The organism is Paraburkholderia sp. PAMB 6770 (assembly GCF_057748135.1).
On sequence record NZ_CM173238.1, the window covers coordinates 304,668 to 323,904 of the forward strand.

Consider the following 19,237-nt stretch of genomic DNA (forward strand, 5'->3'; position numbering starts at 1 on the left):
AGCGCGGAGCGCTACAGCAGGCCGTGCTGCTGCAGCTTCTTGCGCAGCGTGTTGCGGTTGATGCCGAGATACTCGGCGGCCAGCGACTGGTTGCCGCCGGCCCGCTCGAGCACCACCTCGAGCATCGGTTTCTCGACGCACGAAATCACCATGTCGTAGACGCCGTGCGGGTTGGAGCCGTCGAGGTCCTGGAAATAGATTCCCAGGCTCTCGCGGACGGAATGTTCAATGTTGTTCTTGCTCATGCTGCCAGTCGATCGGTATGGTCCGGCTCGCCGTTCGGGTTGACATCCTCTTCCACGTAGACGAGGCGGTCGGAGAGCGCCTTTTGGGCGTCGAAGAATGCGTTGACGGCAAGCAGTTGCTCGCGCGTCGTGTCCAGCGTGTTCATCCGGTGCCGGAACAGCGTGGCGCCGGAAAGGCCGCGAGTGTACCAGCCGATGTGTTTGCGCGCAGTACGCACGCCGGTAAATTCGCCGTAGAACGCGTAATGGTCTTCCAGATGCGCGTTCATCACCTGCTGGATTTCGTCGATGCGCGGCGGCGGCAGCAGCTCGCCGGTCTGCAGGAAATGCGCGATCTCGCGAAACAGCCACGGCCGCCCCTGCGCGGCGCGGCCGATCATGATCGCGTCGGCGCCGGTGGCGGCGAGCACCTCGCGCGCCTTGTGCGGCGACACGATGTCGCCGTTGGCCACGACCGGAATGCGCACCGCCGCCTTCACCGCGGCAATGGTGTCGTATTCGGCCTCGCCGTGGTACAGGTCGGCGCGCGTGCGCCCGTGCACGGTCAGCATCGCGATGCCGGCGTCTTCCGCGATGCGCGCCACCCGCAACGCGTTGCGGTTCTCGCGGTTCCAGCCGGTGCGGATCTTCAGCGTGACCGGCACCGCATGCGGGCCGCAGCCGACCGCGCCGACAACGGCCTGCACGATCCGCTGCACGAGCGGCTCGTTTTGCAGCAGCGCGGAACCGGCCGCGACGTTGCACACCTTCTTGGCCGGGCAACCCATGTTGATGTCGATGATCTGCGCGCCGTTGTCGACGTTGTAGCGGGCGGCTTCGGCCATCATGTCCGGGTCGGCGCCGGCGATCTGCACCGCGATCGGCTCCACCTCGCCCGCGTGGTTCGCGCGGCGCATCGTCTTCTCGCTCTTCCAGAGCTGCGCGTTCGACGCGACCATTTCCGACACCGCGTAGCCCGCGCCCAGCTGCTTGCAGAGCTGGCGGAACGGCCGGTCGGTCACGCCTGCCATGGGGGCGACGAACAGGTTGTTGCGCAGCGTGTGAGAGCCGAGAGTGAGCATCGCGAGCGGGCGTCCGCCCCGGATCAGCCTGACCGGGCGAGCGCGAATGACGAGGGAAAACCGCTATTTTAGCGTTAACGCCCGCGTATCAGCCGCGTACCGCGCCCGGGCCGCCTCGTGCGGTATTGGCGCCGCGCTCGCGCGGGCAGCGGCGCGCGCTAGCGGCGTTGTCCGAACATCATCTGCCGCGCCAGCGCGGTCTTGACGGGCGGCGCGCATTCGAGCGCGGTCAGCGCGAGCCCGCGCAGCATTGCGAGCGGTGCAAAGCCGACCGTGAAGACGCGTGCGAGCGTATCGGTCGCGCCGATCGTGAGCCGCCGGTCGAGGCCGCGCCGCTGCGCGAACATCGCGAGCGCGAGCGGCGTCGCGCCGTGCTGCGACAGCGCGTCGGCGAGCGCGTGAGCATCGCGCAGACCCAGATTCAACCCCTGGCCGGCGACCGGGTGCAGCGTCTGCGCCGCGTTGCCGATCGCCACGACACGACCCTTGACGAGCGTATCGAGCGCATTCAGCCCGAGCGGGAACGACGCGCGGCCGCCGATCCGCGTGAAGCGGCCCATCCGGTCGCCGAAGGCCGCGCCGAGCTCGCGCAGGAACGCGTCGTCGGCGAGCGCGGCGCGGCGCGCCGCTTCGCCGGGCGCGCAGCACCAGACGAGCGCATAGTCGGCGTCGCCCGCGCCGCCCATCGGCAGCAGCGCGATCGGTCCCTCGCCGGTGAAGCGCTCCCAGGCGACGTGCGGCTGCGGCGCGCTCACGCTCACGGTGCCCACGAGCGCGGTCTGGCCGTAGTCGCGCGAGCCGTCGCGGCGCGCGGGATCCGGCTGCGGCTGCGGCGCGGTCTGGAACAGCCCGCCCTCGGCGTTCACCAGCACGCGGGCGCGCAGCGTGCGCACCCCGTCGTCGTGCGCGACCGTCAGCGTGACGCCGTCATCCTGCTGCAGCGGCGCGTGCGCGCAGGTGCCGCGCAGCCACTGGACGGACGTCGGCGCCACCGCGGCGGCGAGCGCCTGCACGATCGAGCCGTAGCGCGCGACGTAGCCGAGCGCAGGCAGGCCGTGCTCGGCGCGGTCGATCAGCGTGCGGCCGAAGTGGCCGCGCTGCGATACGTGGATGCGGTGGATGTCGGTGGCGTCGGCGGGCCAGCGCAGCGGTTCGAGGATCATCCGGCTGCCCTGCGATACCGCGATGGCGCGCGGATCGGTGCTCGCCCGGGCGGGATCGCGCGCGTCGATCAGCGCGACCGACAGCGGCTGCGTCGCGCTGCGCCGCGCGAGCCAGCCGGCGAGCGCGAGCCCGACCGGCCCGGCGCCGACGATGGCCACGTCGAAATCGTATGGCGCGTCGGCGCGCGGATCGGCGGAGCGGGAAACGTCGTTCATCGGTAAGGGCCGGGCGCCGCTCAGGCGTGTGCGCGGCCGCCTGACGCGCCGTCGCGCATCAGCGCCTCGATCTCGTCCGCGTCGACCGGCACGCCGCGCGTGATCAGCTCGCAGCCGTCCTGCGTGACGACCGCGTCGTCCTCGATGCGGATGCCGATGTTCCAGTACTGCTGCGGTACGCGCTCGGCCGGGCGGACGTAGAGACCCGGCTCGACCGTCAGCACCATCGACGGCTGCAGTGTACGCGACGGCAGTACGCCGTCGGCGTTGCGCGGGGCGCCGCGCTCGCGGTAGTCGCCGCAGTCGTGCACGTCCATGCCGAGCCAGTGGCCGGTGCGGTGCATGTAGAACGGCGCGTACGCCCGCTCGGCGATCACGTCGTCCACCGACGCGAAGTGCGCACGGTCGACGATGCCGGTGTCGAGCAGCCCCTGCGACAGCACCTTCACCGCGGCATGATGCGGATCGTCGAACGCGACGCCGGCGCGCGTCGCGTCGATGGCCGCCTGCTGCGCGGCGAGCACGATGTCGTACAGCGCGCGCTGCGGGCCGGAGAAGCGGCCGTTGGCGGGAAACGTGCGGGTGATGTCGGACGCATAGCCGTCGAGCTCGCAGGCCGCGTCGATCAGGATCAGGTCGCCGTCGCGCGCGACCGCGTTGCCGGCCGGATAGTGCAGCACGCACGCGTTCGCGCCGGCCGCGACGATCGAGCCGTACGCGGGCCCTTGCGCGCCCTGCTGGCGGAACGTGTAGAGCAGCTCGGCCTCGAGCTCGTATTCGCGAATGCCGGGCCGGCAGGCCGCCATCGCGCGGCGGTGCGCGCGCGCCGAGATCGCGGCGGCGCGGCGCATCACCGACAGCTCGTGCGCATCCTTGACGAGCCGCATCTCGTCGAGCAGCGGCAGCAGATCGAGCGCGGCCGAGGGCGCCGCGACGCCGCTGCGCTCGCGTGCGCGCACCGCGTCGAGCCAGCCGCGCACCTGCGCGTCGAACGGCGCGGAGCGGCCGAGCGCGTAATGCAGCGACGGCGCATCGGCGAGCAGCGCGGGCAACTGCGTGTCGAGTTCGTCGACCGGATATGCGGCGTCGAAGCCGAACGTTTCGCACGCCGCTTCGGGGCCGAAGCGAAAGCCTTCCCAGATCTCGCGCTCGACGTGCTTCGCGCGGCAGAACAGGATCGACTCCGGTTCGCCGGCGCGCGCGCTCGCGTTCAGCACGAGCAGCGCCTCGGGCTCGGTGAAGCCGCTCAGGTAATAGAAGTAGCTGTCGTGCCGGTACGGATAGTCGGCGTCCCGGTTGCGCAGCGCCGGCGGCGCGGTGGGGACGATGGCGACGCCGCCGCCTGTCGCGCGCAGCGCCGCGAGCACGCGCTCGCGGCGCTGGCGATAGACGTCGAGCGCGAGGATGGGTTCGGTCGGCTGGTTCATCGTGCGATTGTAGCGCCCAATCGGGATGGCGTCGGGCGGCCGCCGCAGCGTCCGCGCACGGGGGCGGTCCCCCCGGCGCGGCGCCGGCTCGGACGCGGCGCCGCGCCGCCATGTTGCAGGCGACCCACAGCGAGCGACGCCCGCGTGGGTGAAGATGAGCCGGGAACGCATGAATGGCGGTCGATCAACGTATACTTGCGCCCAATTCCAGAAAAGGCAGGTGTGGGGATGAAACTCATCGGTTCGCTGACCAGCCCGTACGTCCGCAAGGCGCGGATCGTGCTGGCCGAAAAGAAGATCGACTACCGGCTGGTGCTCGAAAACGTCTGGGCGCCGGATACGGCGATTCACACGTTCAATCCGCTCGGCAAGGTGCCGTGTCTCGTCATGGAGGATGGCGAAGCAGTGTTCGATTCGCGCGTGATCTGCGAATACGTCGATACGCTGTCGCCGGTCGGCAAGCTGATTCCGCCGTCCGGGCGCGAGCGGGTCGAGGTGCGGTGCTGGGAGGCGCTCGCCGACGGGATGCTGGACGCCGCCGTGCTGATCCGCCTCGAAGACACGCTGCGGCAGCCGGGGCAGCGCTCGGACGCGTGGCTCGCCCGCCAGCACCACAAGATCGACGACGGTCTGAAAGCGATGTCGCAGGGACTTGCCGGCAAGACGTGGTGCGCCAGCAACCATTATTCGCTCGCCGACATCGCGATGGGCTGCGCGCTCGGCTACCTCGATTTCCGGATGCCGGCGCTGAACTGGCGCGAGACCTACCCGAACCTCGACAAGCATTTCCAGAAGCTGTCGCAGCGCGCCTCGTTCGTCGATACACTGCCTGCCGACTGAGCGTCGTCACCCGGCGCCCGGCGCCCGGCGCCCGGCGCCCGGATGCCCGGATGCCCGGATGCCCGGATGCCCGGATGCCCGGATGCCCGGATGCCCGGATGCCCGGGCCGCCGGTCGGCCCGGCCGGCGCCCGCGGTGGGCCGCCGGCCGCCGCCGGGGTTCAGGTTGCCAGCAGCTCGATTTGCGGCGCGAAGGTCTCGGCGCTCGCGACCGGCCAGTACTTTTCGTACAGCGAATAGCGGTAGCGGCGTTCGAGCAGGTCGTTCGGCTGCAGATACTTCAGCAGGTCCGACATCAGGCTCACCTCGTGGGACGACACGCGCCGCACGATGTGATGCGCGCGCAGTTCGGCCGGATGGTTCAGGCCCGCGGCCTGGATGATTTCCTGCAGCGCGTGCAGCGTGTTGCGGTGGAAGTTGTACACGCGTTCGGCCTTGTCCGGCACGACGAGCGCGCGCTGGCGCACCGGGTCCTGGGTCGCGACGCCGGTCGGGCAGCGGCCCGTATGGCAGGTCTGCGCCTGGATGCAGCCAATCGCGAACATGAAGCCGCGCGCCGCGTTGACCCAGTCGGCGCCGATCGCGAGCGTCTTCGCGATGTCGAACGCGGTGATCATCTTGCCGCTCGCGCCGATGCGGATGCGCTGGCGCAATCCGATGCCGACCAGCGTGTTGTGCACCAGCAGCAGCCCTTCCTGCAGCGGCACGCCGATGTGATCGGTGAACTCCAGCGGCGCCGCGCCGGTGCCGCCCTCGGCGCCGTCGACGACGATGAAGTCCGGCAGGATGCCCGTTTCGAGCATCGCCTTCGCAATGCCGAAGAATTCCCACGGATGGCCGATGCACAGCTTGAAGCCGGTCGGCTTGCCGCCCGAGAGCCGGCGCAGCCGCTCGACGAATTCGAGCAGCCCGCGCGGCGTCGAGAATTCCGAGTGGGTGGCGGGCGAGATGCAGTCGCGCCCCATCGGCACGCCGCGCGTCTCGGCGATTTCCGGCGTGATCTTCGCGGCCGGCAGCACGCCGCCGTGGCCGGGCTTCGCCCCCTGCGACAGCTTGATCTCGATCATCCTGACCTGCGGCTCGCTCGCCTGACGGGCGAACTTCTCCGGGTTGAACGTGCCGTCGTCGTTGCGGCAGCCGAAGTAGCCCGAGGCGATCTCCCAGATGATGTCGCCGCCATGCCGGCGGTGGTACTTCGACATCGAGCCTTCGCCGGTGTCGTGCGCGAAATTGCCCTTCTTCGCGCCGAGATTCAGCGCCATGATCGCGTTCGCCGACAGCGAGCCGAAGCTCATCGCGGATACGTTGAAGATCGACATCGAGTACGGCTGTTCGCGATCCGGGCCGACCACCACGCGAAAGTCGTGGCCGTCGAGGCGGGTCGGCGCGAGCGAGTGGCTGATCCATTCGTGCCCGACCGCTTTCACGTCGAGCTCGGTGCCGTATGGGCGGCTGTCGACGTCGTTCTTCGCGCGTTGATAAACGATGCTGCGCTGCTGGCGCGAGAACGGTTTTTCGTCGGTGTCGTCCTCGACGAAATACTGGCGGATTTCCGGGCGGATGAATTCGAACATGAAGCGCAAGTGCCCCCACAGCGGGTAATTGCGCAGGATCGCGTGACGCCGCTGGGTCAGATCGAACCCGCCGAGCGCGACGAGCAGCAGCGGCACGACCAGCCACGGCCACGCGAGACGGTGGCTCGCCGCGAGCGCCGCGCACGCGGCGAGCAGCAGAATGGCGCACCAGAGGGCCAGATAGCGTCGGGAAAGCATGAGGACTCCTTGACTAGGCGCGGCAAGCCGCGCGGGGGATACGCGACGGGATCGCGCGGCACGGCGGCACGCGCGGTATCCGCGGCGAATGATCGGGAATGCTAAGAGGTGTCGGCACGATCGCGCGCGGCGGGTTCAGCCGTGCGGCCGCACGCGGCGCGCGGCACCGAGGCGCGCGCGGCCGCACCGCGCGCCGCAGCCGGAGGCCGAGCCGCTGCACCGTGCGTCGCAGCCCGCGTGCGGCGGCTTCACCGCGCGCCCAGCAGCGCGGCGTCCCGCGCCCCGTGCGCAGCCGGCTGTGCGGTCGCCACATGCTCGATGATGCCGCCGCCGAGGCAGACGTCGCCATCGTAAAGCACCGCCGATTGCCCCGGTGTGACAGCCCACTGCGCTTCGTCGAAATGGAGCGCGAAACCGCCCGCGGGCTCGCCGGCGCTGCCGAACACGCAGCGCGCGTCGGTCTGGCGGTAGCGCGTCTTCGCGGCGCACGCGTGGCCGTCGGCCGGCGGCTCGCCCGCGACCCAGCTGACGTTGCCCGCGCTCAGCGTGCGGCTCAGCAGCCACGGGTGGTCGTGGCCCTGCGCGACGTACAGCGTGTTCGACGGGATGTCCTTGCCGGCCACGAACCACGGTTCGCCGCTGCCGTCCCGGCTGCCGCCGAGGCCGATGCCCTTGCGCTGGCCGAACGTATAGAACGCGAGACCGATGTGCTCGCCGACCACCTTGCCCTCGGGCGTTTTCATCGGGCCGGGGCGGGTCGGCAGGTAACGGTTCAGGAAGTCGCGGAACGGCCGCTCGCCGATGAAGCAGATCCCGGTCGAATCCTTTTTCTTCGCGTTCGGCAGGCCGATCTGCGCGGCGATCTCGCGCACGCGCGTCTTCGGAATCTCGCCGAGCGGGAACATCGTTTTCGACAGCTGCGCCTGATTCAGCCGGTGCAGGAAGTACGACTGGTCCTTCGTCAGATCGGCCGCCTTCAGCAGTTCGAAACGCCCGTTGCGCTCGCGCACCCGCGCGTAATGGCCGGTCGCGATGGTCTGCGCGCCAAGCGACATCGCGTGATCGAGAAACGCCTTGAACTTGATTTCCGCGTTGCAGAGCACGTCCGGATTCGGCGTGCGGCCGGCCGAGTATTCGCGCAGGAACTCGGCGAAGACGCGATCCTTGTATTCGGCCGCGAAGTTGACCGCCTCGACGTCGATGCCGATCAGGTCCGCGACCGACACGACGTCGATCCAGTCCTCGCGCGTCGAGCAGTATTCGCTGTCGTCGTCGTCTTCCCAGTTCTTCATGAACAGGCCGACGACGTCATAGCCCTGTTCCTTCAGCAGCCACGCGGTGACCGACGAATCGACGCCGCCCGACATGCCCACTACGACTTTTTGCTTGCTCATGGTGTATCCGGCCTGATCGCCCGCACGGGGGCGACCGAATGCGTGTGCACGACGTCGAGCGGAAAACGCCGCCCGGCGAGGTAATCGTCGATGCAGCGCAGGACGAGCGGCGTGCGGTGCCGGTCCTGGCAGGCGCGCAGTTCGTCCGCGCTCATCCACAGCGTGCGGACGATCTCCGGGTCGAGCGCGCGCGGCGGGACGGCTGCTTCGCTGCTGCCGCAAAAGGTGAAGCGCAGATAGGTGGCGCCGCTGCGCGCGGGGCGCTCGACATGCGTCATGTAGACGCCGACCAGCGCCTCGGGCGCGAAGTGCTCCGCGCTTTCTTCGAGCGTTTCGCGCACGACCGCGTCGACCAGCGTCTCGCCCGCCTCCAGGTGGCCGGCGGGCTGGTTCAGCCGCAGTCCGTCGTCGGTCTGTTCCTCGACGACGAGAAAGCGGCCGGCGCGCTCGATGATGGCGGCCACGGTGACATGCGCGGCCCAGGTTTCAGCGTTCATGGGCCGGTATTTTACCGTTACCGGCGCGCGGCTGCCGGCAGTCCGGCGGCTCGTGGCCGGGCAGCGGGCCGCGCGGGCGGCGCGCGCCACCCGGATTGTCCCTGATTCCGGCGCGGGCCCGGGTTTCGGGTAAAGTGGCGGCGTAGCCAGCCGTTGCATTCGCAAGCCGGCGTGCCTCGTCGGCAGATCTGTCGTACCCACAGCAAGGTCGAAGAGGAGTCAACGATGCACATCGGAGTGCCAGCCGAGACGCGCCCGCATGAGAACCGCGTCGCCGCGACGCCCGAGACGGTTCGCAAATACCTGTCGCAGGGGCACCGGGTCACGATCCAGCGCGGCGCCGGCGCCGCCGCGAGCTTCCCCGACGACGCGTATGCGGCGCTCGGCGCCGAGCTTGCCGACGCGAGCGCCGCGTTCGGCGCGGACCTCGTCCTGAAAGTCCAGTCTCCCACTGCCGCCGAGCTGCCGCTGATGAAGCGCGGCGCGGTGCTGGTCGGCATGCTCGATCCGTTCAGCGCGGAGAACGCTGCGCAACTGGCCGCTGCCGGGCTGACCGCGTTCGCGCTCGAAGCCGCGCCGCGCACGACGCGTGCGCAGAGCCTCGACGTGCTCTCCTCGCAGGCAAACATTGCCGGCTACAAGGCGGTGCTGGTCGCCGCCGACCTTTACCCGCGCTTCATGCCGATGCTGATGACCGCCGCCGGCACCGTGAAGGCCGCGCGCGTGCTGATTCTCGGCGCGGGCGTCGCGGGCCTGCAGGCGATCGCGACCGCGCGGCGCCTCGGCGCCGTCATCGAGGCCTCCGACGTGCGGCCGGCCGTGAAGGAGCAGATCGAGTCGCTCGGCGCGAAGTTTCTCGACGTGCCGTTCGAGACCGACGAGGAGCGCGAGGCCGCGCAGGGCGTGGGCGGCTACGCGCGGCCGATGCCGCCGTCGTGGCTCGCGCGCCAGGCCGCGCTCGTGCACGAGCGCGCGAAGCAGGCCGACATCGTGATCACGACCGCGCTGATTCCGGGCCGCGCAGCGCCGACGCTGATCTCGGCCGACACCGTGCAGGCCATGAAACCGGGCTCGGTGCTGGTCGATCTCGCGGCCGGCCGCGGCGCGGAGCACGAGGGCCGGCGCGGCGGCAACTGCCCGCTCACCGAGCCCGATGCGGTGGTGACGAAGCACGGCGTGACGCTCGTCGGCTACACGAACCTCGCGGCGCAGGTGCCGGCCGACGCGTCGGCGCTCTATGCGCGCAACCTGCTCGATTTCCTGAAGCTGATCGTCACGAAGGACGGTGCGCTGAACCTCGACATGACCGACGACATCGTCGCCGCGACGCTGCTCGCACGCGACGGCGACGTGGCGCGCAAGGCCTGAGCCCGCGCGCGGCTCGACAAAGGAGACGGACGATGGAACTCATCAATCACACGGTCATCAACCTGATCATCTTCGTGCTGGCGGTCTACGTCGGCTATCACGTGGTGTGGAACGTGACGCCCGCGCTGCACACGCCGCTGATGGCGGTCACCAATGCGATCTCGGCGATCGTGATCGTCGGCGCGATGCTCGCGGCGGGGCTCACCGTCGGCGGCGCGGGCAAGGTGTTCGGCACGGCGGCGGTCGCGCTCGCGGCGGTCAACGTGTTCGGCGGCTTTCTCGTGACAAGGCGCATGCTGGAGATGTTCCGTAAGAAGGAGCCGAAGAAGCTCGCCGGCGATGCGAAGGAGGGCGCGTAAATGAGCCTGAACGTCGTTACGCTGCTGTATCTGCTCGCGTCGGTGTGCTTCATCCAGGCGCTCAAGGGGCTCTCCAATCCGAAGACCGCGCGCACCGGCAACACGTTCGGCATGGTCGGGATGGCGATCGCGATCGTCACGACCGTGTCGCTGATCGTGCGGCAGGCGGCCGGTCTCGGCTCGGACCTGTCGCTCGGGCTCGGGCTGCTGTTCGCCGGGCTCGTGGCGGGCGGCGCGGTCGGCGCGTATGTCGCCGCGCGCGTCGAGATGACGAAGATGCCGGAACTGGTCGCCGCGATGCACTCGCTGATCGGTCTGGCGGCCGTGTGCATCGCGTATGCGGTGGTGTCGGAGCCGGCCGCATTCGGGCTCGTCGAGCCGGGCGCGCCGGCGGGCTTCCTGCCGTACGGCAACCGCGTCGAGCTGTTCATCGGCACGTTCGTCGGCGCGATCACGTTCAGCGGCTCGGTGATCGCGTTCGGCAAGCTGTCGGGCAAGTATAAGTTCCGCCTGTTCCAGGGGGCGCCGGTGGTCTATCCGGGGCAGCATCTGCTGAACCTGCTGCTCGCGCTCGGGATGATCGGCTTCGGCGCGATCTTCTTCCTCACGCAGTCGTGGCTGCCGTTCATCGTGATGACGCTGATCGCGTTCGCGCTCGGCGTGCTGATCATCATCCCGATCGGCGGCGCGGACATGCCCGTCGTGGTGTCGATGCTGAACTCGTATTCGGGCTGGGCGGCCGCGGGCATCGGCTTCTCGCTGAACAATCCGATGCTGATCATCGCGGGCTCGCTGGTCGGCTCGTCGGGCGCGATCCTGTCGTACATCATGTGCCACGCGATGAACCGCTCGTTCTTCAACGTGATCCTCGGCGGCTTCGGCGGCGAGTCCGGCGCGGCCGCGGCGGCCGGCGCGAAGGAGCAGCGGCCGGTGAAGTCGGGCTCGGCCGAGGACGCGTCGTTCCTGCTCGGCAACGCAGAGTCGGTGGTGATCGTGCCGGGCTACGGGCTGGCGGTGGCGCGCGCGCAGCACGCGCTGAAGGAGCTGACCGACAAGCTGGTCGAGAAGGGCATCGACGTGCGCTATGCGATCCATCCGGTGGCGGGGCGCATGCCGGGGCACATGAACGTGCTGCTGGCGGAAGCGGAGGTGCCGTACGACCTCGTCTACGAGATGGACGACATCAACAACGAGTTCGGCCGCACCGATGTCGTGCTGGTGCTGGGCGCGAACGACGTGGTGAACCCGGCGGCGAAGAACGATCCGAAATCGCCGATCGCGGGGATGCCGATCATCGAGGCGTACAAGGCGCGCACGGTGATCGTCAACAAGCGCTCGATGGCGGCCGGCTACGCGGGGCTCGACAACGAACTGTTCTACCTCGACAAGACGATGATGGTGTTCGGCGACGCGAAGAAGGTGATCGAGGAGATGGTGAAGTCGGTCGAGTGAGCGCGCGCCGGTCGGGCGGAAGCGGCGGGGCAGGTCGGATGCCGGCGGGGGCCGGGTCGGATGAAGGCGGGGGCCAGGTCCGATGAAGGCGGGAGGCCGCCCGCTCAGCGCGGCCGCGCCCCGACATGGCGCAGAAAATCCGCGAGCCGCCGGCCGTCGACGTCCGGAAACGGTTCGAGGGTCTGCAGCGCGCGGATCTGCGCGACGTCGAAATGGCGGAAGTCCTCGCGCAGTTCGCACCACGCGCCCATCGTCCAGCGCCCGCCCCAGTAAGCGAGGCAGAGCGGCCAGACGCGTCGCTCGGAGGCCGCGCCCGCGCGATCGCGGTACGCGAAGCACACGACGCGCCGGCCGTCGATTGCCTGATGCAGCGTATCGACGGTCTCGGCGAACGTCGCGTCGACGTGAAACGACGGCGCGAACACCGGCAGGCGTTCGAGCGTGGCCCGCTGCCCGGCGGGCATCGCCGACGCGATCTTCGCGAGCGCGCCGCGCGCCCCGCGCGCGAAGCTTGCGCCCCCCCAGCTTTCGAGCATCCGCGCGCCGGCGGCGAGCGCGGCCAGTTCGTCGGCGGTGAACGTGAGCGGCGGCAGGCTCGCGGCGCGGCTCAGCCGGTAGCCGATGCCGGCCTCGCCTTCGATCGGCACGCCCGAGAGCTGCAGGTCGCGCACGTCGCGATAGACGGTGCGCGGCGACACGTGCAGCCAGTCGGCCAGTTGCTGCGCGGTCGTCAGACGCCGGCCGCGCAGCAGCTCGGCGATCTGGAACAGGCGGTCGGCGCGACGGGTCATCGGGAGCTCGCGGGAAGGGGGCTGCGGCGATGATAGCGCCGCGGCGCCCGCAACGACGTCTAGCCGCGCGTGCGTGAATGCAGGCCGATGCGGTTGCCTTCGCTATCGATGAAAAAGCCGATGTAGCCGATCTCGCGTGGCAGTTCGACGATGGGCCCCTGCAGCGCGCCGCCCGCTTTCGCCACGCGCGCGAGCACGGCGTCGACATTCGGCTGCGCGTTCAGATACACGATCACGCCGTCCGCGGACGGCTTCTGCGCGGGATGCTGGACGAGCGCGCCGCCGGTCGCGGGCTCCGTGTACGGGAACAATGCGATCGGGATCCCGCCCATCTCCTCGCGGCGCAGCGTCACGCCGAGCGCGCTTTCATAGAAGCGCACCGCGCGTTCGAGGTCGGCGGTGGGGATTTCGAACCACGAAAGAACAGGGGAGGCAGCAGCGGACATGAGATTCTCCTGACAGGAAAGGATGGGTTGCGCGATGCGCCGGATCGCGTGGCAACCAGTGTGCAGCGGGGCTGCTGACACCGTCCTGTCAGGAACTTGATGAAGGGCGCCGATACGGCGCCGATGCGGCGGCGGGGCGGCGGCGGGGCGGCGGCGCGCGAGCGCTCCGGCAGCCCGCGCGCCCGCGCGCTTCACGCGGCCGGCGCGTCGCCGGCTGGGCGTTGCCGGACGCTGCCGGCCACCAGGTCGAAGCGGAATAGCCGGCATTCGAGCGCGCCGTTGAAGAGCGGCGTTTTTGCCGACTCGCGCAGGCGCAGCTGGCCCGGCAGCTTGCGGTCCGAGGTCAGGATGAACGCCTGCCAGCCGGTGAAGCGCTGTTTCAGCGCGTTGCCGAGCGCGAGAAAGAATTCGCTGTCGGGCATGTCCTCGTGGGCGCGGCGAAAGCCTTCGTCGTCGCGGCCTTCCCGACTGTCCCGACTGTCCCGACTCTCCCGGCCTTCCCGACTGCCCCGGCCCGGCGCGCGCGGCTCGCCGCGCGCGTTGCGCCCGCGCACTTCGATCCGCTCGCCATACGGCGGGTTCGCGACGAGGATGCCCGGCTGCGCGGACGGCGCGCTCATGTCGCGTGCGTCGAGCTGCTTGAGCGTGAGCGGCGGCAGGCCGGCGCGCTCGAAATTCGCGCGCGCCTTCACCAGCATGTCGCTGGAGATGTCGCTGCCGAAGATCGCCAGCCCGTCGCGCGGCGCGTGGGCCGCGCGCCTCGCATCCAGCGCGGCGGCCTTCAGCGCGCGCCATGCGCCGTTGTCATACTGCTTCAGCTTTTCGAAGCCGAAGCGCCGCTCGATGCCCGGCGCGATGCCGAGCGCGACTTGCGCGGCTTCCGCGAGAAACGTGCCGCTGCCGCACATCGGATCGTAGAGCGGGGTGCCGGCGCGCCAGCCGGTGAGCCGCAGGATCCCCGCCGCGAGGTTTTCGCGCAACGGCGCCGCGCCTTTGTCGAGCCGCCAGCCGCGCTTGAAGAGCGGCTCGCCGGAGGTGTCGAGGTACAGCGTGCAGTCGGTCGCGGTGAGGAACGCGAACACGCGCACGTCGGGCACGGCCGTATCGATGCTCGGCCGCGCGCCGGTCTTCTCGCGCAGGCGGTCGCAGATCGCGTCCTTCACGCGCAGCGTGGCGAATTCGAGGCTGCGCAGCGGCGACTTGATCGCGGTGATATCGACGCGCAGCGTCTCGCTGGCCGAGAACCACTGCTCCCAGCGCTGCTCGGACGCGAGCGCGTAGATGTCCTGTTCGTTGCGATAGGGCCGGTGCGCGATCTTCAGCAGGACCCGGCTGGCGATGCGCGAATGCAGGTTCGCGGCCATTCCGGCCGCCCAGCCGCCGTGCAGATGCACGCCGCCCGGCACTTGCGCGCCGGCGCTGAACGGCGCGCCGCCGGCGTGGCGTGCGCCGATTTCGGCGAGTTCGTCCGCGAGCGCGGCTTCGAGGCCGCGCGGGCAGGGGATGAAGAATTCGAAGGACATGGCGGTGGGCCGGCAGGCGTTGAGTAACCCGCTATTGTACGCGGTCGGCGCGTCGCATCCGGCGCGCGCACCGCGCTCAGTGCTGCCCGCGCGGCGCGTCGCGCACCGGCCAGAACAGCGCGAGCGGCCGTTGCATCACCCGGCGCCAGAACGCGCCGTGCAGCGAGCGGACGTCGCGGTAGCGCAGGTCGCGCGAGCGCGCAGCCATCTGGAACGCGAGCGCGAAGCTCACCGCGACGTTCAGGATCGCCATGCTGCACACGCCGGCCACTGCCCACCAGAGTTCGGACGAGTCGAGCCCGCCCGTGCCGAGCACCCCGAGCGCAATGCCGATCGAGCCGGCCGACAGCGTCACGTGCCGGACCTCGAACGTGAACGCGAGGGCGGTCAGCAGCGCGGGCACGAGCCCGAGCATCAGGCCGAGCGTGATGTTGCCCGCCACGCCGGCGACGTTGCTGCTGCAAAAGCGCGCGAGCCGCGCGGCGCCCGCGGCGCCGAGCGTCATGCGCAGGCGGCGGTTGTACGCGAGCGCGTCCTCGACGCGATGCAGCACGAACCAGTTGTCGGCCCAGCCGGCGAGCAGGCTGGACGACCACAGCAGCACGCCGGTGAGCGCCGCATAGAGCGGCGTGGGGCCGAGCAGCGAAAACGAGTGCAGCGTCGCGTGGGCCTTCTCGGGCGAGATCAGATCCGCGTGGAACAGCGTGCGCCACAGCAACTGGACCAGCAGGCACACCGGAAAGACGAGCGCGACATTGCCGAGCACGGCCGCTGCCTGGGTGCGGATCAGCGCGACGAGCGAGCTCACGAAGTGGTCGACGCCCTCCGGGGTGCCGGTGCCGTCGAGTTCGCGCGCGATGGTGGGCGCGGTCATGGCCGGCTGCTTGGTGGCGAGCGAGAAATGCAGGAAGTGCATCAGCAGGAAGCTCGCCGCGTAGTTGATGCCGGCGAGCAGCCCTTCGAGCACCGATTGCAGATGCGCGCCGGTGATCGCGAACTTCAGGCAGACCGTGACCACGGTCACGAGGCCGCCGCCCGCGGCCATGCGCAGCATCTTCAGGTATTCGGCGCGATCGCGCGCGATGTAGTGCTCGCCGGTGTCGGCGCTGTATTCGACCACCTTGCGCGCGAGCAGCGAGAAATTGCTGCGCAGCAAATGCGCGACGCTCTGGCTTGCGTGGTTGGCTTTCACGAGCTCGGCGGCCAGATGCGAACTGGTGTGCGGATCGTCGGCGGCCATCCATGCGTCGAGCAGCAGTTCGGCGCGCTCGATGCGCGTGCGCATGCGTTCGACCTGGAACACGATGTCGACGCTCACGCCGTTGCGGTACAGGTGCTGGAACACGTTGTCGGTGGCGGCGCGGCACTGGTCGAGCAGAACCCGCAGGTAGTTCACTTCGCGCAGTAGCGGGTCCGGCCCGGCACCCTGTTCGCGCGCGTCATGCGCGGCCTCGACCGCGAGCATCGCGCGGGTGAGCCGGTAGAACGGCTGCTGTTCCATCGCAATGCGCGCGTCGATCTCGCCGAGGCGGCTGCGCACCGTCTGCGACAGGCCGGTCGAACTGATCTGGCAGGTGAGGTTGTGCAGCGCCGCCAGCAGGTCGAGCGAGAACGGCGTCGCGTCCTTGCCCTCGTCCTCCTCCTGCGCGTAGCCGAAGAGCGCATGAATACGCGTGAGCAGGTCGGTCGGCAGCGTGGCGATCCACTCGGCGTCGCGCCCCGACGCGAACATCAGCGTGAAGATCGCGCTCAGGTCGCGGCGGTTCGGCGCCGGCGGGATCAGCGACGCCTCGACACGCTCGAACAGCGCGCCAAAAAACGCCGCGTGCACCGGCATGCCGGCGTCGCACAGCAGCGAAATGCCGTCGCTCTCGCGCAGCAGCCGGCGCAGGATGCCGGCGACGTTCGCTTTCCACTCGGGGTTGCGGTCGAGCACGTGCAGCAGGTAGCGCACGCGCGCGTGCTCCGGCGGCCGGCGCGCGTCGTCGACTTGCGCCGCGTCCTGAGCGGCGGCCGGCAGGAGGGTGCCGCCGCGGTGGATCCAGTGCGCGAGCTCGATCAGCCATTCGCTGCGCTCCGGGTAGGGCGCGCGCCGGTCGGCGATCGCGAGCAGCGCGTCGAGCTGCTGGCCACTGCTGCGCGATGCGCGCCATTTCTTGAGCAGGGTCGTAATCGAGCGGAACATGATCGGTCTGGAGCGTGAAAAAAAGGGCGTATGTACCGGTCAAATCGCGCCACGCCTGCCGCCGCACGGATTGGCCCGGCGGCGCACCGCGGCGCCGGGCCGACGCGGCTTCGATGACGGAGGCCTGGCGCGCTCAGCCGTGGGTTGCCGGCGCGGCGCCCTGCGCCTGCGCGGCGGACGGCGCCGGACAGGGCAGGGACGCCGCCTCCGTGCCGGCTTGCGCGGCCGGCGTCGCGGCGAGCGCGCGGATGGCCGCGGCGATCTGCGTGGCGATCTGCTGCACGGCCCGGCGGTGCCCGTCGACGAGCGCGTCATAGCCGGCCTGCACCGGTTCGTTGACGACGCTGCGGCAGGTCATGACCGCTTCCGTGCGCATCGCGCGCACGCTCCAGACCGCGTCGATCAGCGCGTGCGAGCCCGGCCACGATTCGAAGCGCTGCACGTTCACGCTGACCCGGTACACCGGCTTGTCCTTCGGGTAGGCGGTGCCGTACACGTCGATCGTATCGAGCTGCCGCGTGAGGTCGGCGGACAGGGCGTGGCGGATTTCGGCATCGGGCTGCGCGACCCAGCGCTGCTGTTCCAGCACGCGCACCTGGGTCGGGCTGTCCTGCACGACGAACTGATAGCGCGCGACCTGCGCCGGCACGTTGACCGGCGGCACCTCGACGAGCAGCGGCACGTTCGCCGCGCTGCGCTCGGCGGACGGCGCGTTGCCGCTGTCGAGCGTATAGAAATGGCTCGGCGGCGACGACGCGCAGGCGGCGAGCGCGAGCAGCGCGGCGCAGGCGGCGAGCCGCGCGGCCGCGCGAGCCCGTCCGGGCAGCAGGCGGGGGAGCCGGACAGGCGTCATGGTTGATCTCCTGGTTTGCCGCGCAGCAGCGATTCGGGGTGGCGCTCCAGATAGTCGGCCAGCGCATTGAGCGACTGCAGCGTGCGGGTGAGTTCCTGCAGCGCCTGGTGCACGTCGGACTGCAGCGGCGAATCCTGCTGCAGCGTGGCCTCGGCGGAGCCGAAGGTCTTTTGCGCGGCGGCGAGCGTGTCGCGCGCCTGCGGCACCACCTCGGTATTCAGGCGCGAGAACAGCGCGTCGGCGTGTTTGAGCGAACTGTTCAGATTCGTGCCGATCTGGTCGAACGGCACCTGATCGAGCTTCTTCGCGATGTCGGCGATCTGCACCTGCAACTCGTCGAGCGTATTCGGGATCGTCGGCAGTTCGATGGGATCGCGATGCACGTCGAGCGTGGCGGGCGCTGCCTTCGGGAAGATGTCGAGCGCCACGTAGAGTTGCCCGGTGATCAGATTGCCGGTACGCAACTGCCCGCGCAGCCCGCGCTTCACCAGATGTTCGAGCACCTGCTGGCCCGCGGCGACGCCTTCGCTCGAGACCTGTTCGCGGAAGCGCCTGCCGAGGCGGTCCGGGTAGATGTCCATCGCGACCGGCATGGTGAAGCTGTGGGTCTTCGGGTCGTAGTCGATGCCGATGTTGGTGACCTGGCCGAGCGCGATGCCGCGGAAGTCGACCTGCGCGCCGACGGACAGGCCGCGCAGCGACTGGTTGAAGTTCATCACGACGTGCAGCGCCGGGCCGTCCGGGGCACGCATCGCGTCGGCCTCGTCGGCGGCGAGCCGGAATTCGGCGTTGTTCGGTGCCTGCGTGCCGGCCGGCTGGCCGGGCGGCGACTGGAACGACAGGCCGCCCACCAGCACGGTGGCGAGGGATTGCGTGTTCAGCTTGAAGCCGCTCGAATCGAGCCGCAGATCGATGCCGCTCGCGTGCCACCAGCGGGTATTCGCCCGCACGTACTGGTCGTAGGGCGCGGCGACGAACACCTGCAGCGTGACGCCGGTGCCGTCCTTGTCGAGCGAGAAGCCGACGACCTGGCCGACCTGCACGCGCCGGTAGTAGATCGGCGAGCCGATGTCGAGCGAGCCGAGCGAGTCGCCGTGCAGCGTGTAGCGGTGGCCTTTCTGGTCGCCGGTGATCGGCGGCGGGGTTTCGAGGCCGACGAAGTGGGTCTGGGCCTCGGCCGAATGGCCCGCGTCGACGCCGATGTAGGCGCCCGAAAGCAGCGTGCCGAGCCCGGTCACGCCGGTCGCGCCGATGCGCGGCCGCACCACCCAGAAGCGCGTGTTCTTCACCGCGAAATTCTCGGCCTGCTTGGTGAGCTGCACCTCGACGAGCACGTGCGACAGGTCCTTCGACAGCGTGATGTTCTTCACGAGCCCGATGTCGACGTCCTTGTACTTGACCTGGGTTTTGCCCGGTTCGAGCCCTTCGGCGTTGTTGAAGCTGATCGTGATGGACGGCCCCCGGTCGGTGATCGACTTGACGACGAGCGCGATGCCGATCAGCGCGGCGATCAGCGGAATCACCCAGACGAGCGACGGCAGCCAGTGGCCGCGCTGCTCGATGTCGGGCTCGGGCAGGCGCGGGGGGCCGTTCGAATCGCTGCGCGGCGCGTCGGGAGCGGGCGTCGGTCCTTGCGGGCTGGTCAT

Annotated in this window: 17 protein-coding genes; 4 read left to right on the forward strand and 13 right to left on the reverse strand. The window is 69.9% G+C overall.

The genetic code is table 11. The features are described 5' to 3' along the window. Positions 1-11: 11 nt before the first annotated feature. From AC3AP7_RS01545 to AC3AP7_RS01560, 4 genes are all read right to left on the reverse strand, one after another. A complete protein-coding gene (locus AC3AP7_RS01545) occupies positions 12-245 on the reverse strand; it encodes a Fis family transcriptional regulator (protein ID WP_475766254.1) in 234 nt (77 codons plus the stop codon). Then, positions 242-1,306 carry a tRNA dihydrouridine synthase DusB gene (gene dusB / locus AC3AP7_RS01550; RefSeq protein WP_475766250.1) on the reverse strand — a complete coding sequence of 355 codons (1,065 nt, stop codon included), beginning with the start codon at positions 1,304-1,306 and terminating at the stop codon, positions 242-244. Before dusB ends, AC3AP7_RS01545 begins: the two co-directional genes overlap by 4 nt. Before the next feature lie 158 nt (positions 1,307-1,464). Next, the gene (locus AC3AP7_RS01555; protein WP_475766248.1) at positions 1,465-2,685 is read right to left on the reverse strand and encodes a UbiH/UbiF/VisC/COQ6 family ubiquinone biosynthesis hydroxylase; all 1,221 of its coding nucleotides are present in this window, start codon (positions 2,683-2,685) and stop codon (positions 1,465-1,467) included. Positions 2,686-2,705: 20 nt separating this feature from the next. Beyond that, a complete protein-coding gene (locus AC3AP7_RS01560) occupies positions 2,706-4,112 on the reverse strand; it encodes an aminopeptidase P N-terminal domain-containing protein (protein ID WP_475766244.1) in 1,407 nt (468 codons plus the stop codon). 228 nt (positions 4,113-4,340) lie between these two features. Here AC3AP7_RS01560 and AC3AP7_RS01565 point away from each other — a divergent pair, with 228 nt between their 5' ends. Next, entirely contained in the window at positions 4,341-4,952 is a 612-nt protein-coding gene (locus AC3AP7_RS01565; RefSeq protein WP_475766242.1) for a glutathione S-transferase N-terminal domain-containing protein, read from the forward strand. 160 nt (positions 4,953-5,112) lie between these two features. Here AC3AP7_RS01565 and AC3AP7_RS01570 read toward each other — a convergent pair whose 3' ends face one another. From AC3AP7_RS01570 to AC3AP7_RS01580, 3 genes are all read right to left on the reverse strand, one after another. Next, entirely contained in the window at positions 5,113-6,723 is a 1,611-nt protein-coding gene (locus AC3AP7_RS01570; RefSeq protein WP_475766239.1) for an FMN-binding glutamate synthase family protein, read from the reverse strand. A gap of 248 nt (positions 6,724-6,971) precedes the next feature. After that, complete coding sequence (gene mnmA, locus AC3AP7_RS01575) at positions 6,972-8,117, reverse strand: tRNA 2-thiouridine(34) synthase MnmA (protein WP_475766237.1); 1,146 nt, start codon at positions 8,115-8,117, stop codon at positions 6,972-6,974. Beyond that, a complete protein-coding gene (locus tag AC3AP7_RS01580) occupies positions 8,114-8,614 on the reverse strand; it encodes an NUDIX hydrolase (RefSeq protein WP_475766235.1) in 501 nt (166 codons plus the stop codon). The genes mnmA and AC3AP7_RS01580 overlap by 4 nt, the downstream gene beginning before the upstream one ends. A 225-nt stretch (positions 8,615-8,839) precedes the next feature. Here AC3AP7_RS01580 and AC3AP7_RS01585 point away from each other — a divergent pair, with 225 nt between their 5' ends. From AC3AP7_RS01585 to AC3AP7_RS01595, 3 genes are read left to right on the forward strand one after another with little or no spacing between them, the layout of a single operon-like run. After that, positions 8,840-9,982: a Re/Si-specific NAD(P)(+) transhydrogenase subunit alpha gene (locus tag AC3AP7_RS01585; protein WP_475766233.1), complete on the forward strand. Its 1,143-nt coding sequence runs from the start codon at positions 8,840-8,842 to the stop codon at positions 9,980-9,982. A 32-nt stretch (positions 9,983-10,014) separates the two neighbouring features. After that, the gene (locus tag AC3AP7_RS01590) at positions 10,015-10,341 is read left to right on the forward strand and encodes an NAD(P) transhydrogenase subunit alpha part 2 (protein ID WP_475766230.1); all 327 of its coding nucleotides are present in this window, start codon (positions 10,015-10,017) and stop codon (positions 10,339-10,341) included. Continuing rightward, the gene (locus AC3AP7_RS01595) at positions 10,342-11,793 is read left to right on the forward strand and encodes an NAD(P)(+) transhydrogenase (Re/Si-specific) subunit beta (protein ID WP_475766226.1); all 1,452 of its coding nucleotides are present in this window, start codon (positions 10,342-10,344) and stop codon (positions 11,791-11,793) included. Between the two features lie 104 nt (positions 11,794-11,897). On the opposite strand, the gene AC3AP7_RS01600 is transcribed toward AC3AP7_RS01595, so the two are convergent. From AC3AP7_RS01600 to AC3AP7_RS01625, 6 genes are all read right to left on the reverse strand, one after another. Beyond that, positions 11,898-12,584 (reverse strand): helix-turn-helix transcriptional regulator, encoded by a 687-nt coding sequence (locus AC3AP7_RS01600; protein WP_475766223.1) that lies wholly within the window; start codon positions 12,582-12,584, stop codon positions 11,898-11,900. Between the two features lie 59 nt (positions 12,585-12,643). Beyond that, a complete protein-coding gene (locus AC3AP7_RS01605) occupies positions 12,644-13,030 on the reverse strand; it encodes a VOC family protein (protein WP_475766220.1) in 387 nt (128 codons plus the stop codon). Between the two features lie 191 nt (positions 13,031-13,221). Next, complete coding sequence (locus AC3AP7_RS01610) at positions 13,222-14,553, reverse strand: THUMP domain-containing class I SAM-dependent RNA methyltransferase (protein ID WP_475766217.1); 1,332 nt, start codon at positions 14,551-14,553, stop codon at positions 13,222-13,224. A gap of 76 nt (positions 14,554-14,629) precedes the next feature. Next, positions 14,630-16,738 carry a site-specific recombinase gene (locus AC3AP7_RS01615; protein ID WP_475766214.1) on the reverse strand — a complete coding sequence of 703 codons (2,109 nt, stop codon included), beginning with the start codon at positions 16,736-16,738 and terminating at the stop codon, positions 14,630-14,632. Positions 16,739-16,871: 133 nt separating this feature from the next. Next, a complete protein-coding gene (locus AC3AP7_RS01620; protein ID WP_475766212.1) occupies positions 16,872-17,591 on the reverse strand; it encodes a PqiC family protein in 720 nt (239 codons plus the stop codon). Then, entirely contained in the window at positions 17,588-19,237 is a 1,650-nt protein-coding gene (locus AC3AP7_RS01625; RefSeq protein WP_475766210.1) for a PqiB family protein, read from the reverse strand. Before AC3AP7_RS01625 ends, AC3AP7_RS01620 begins: the two co-directional genes overlap by 4 nt.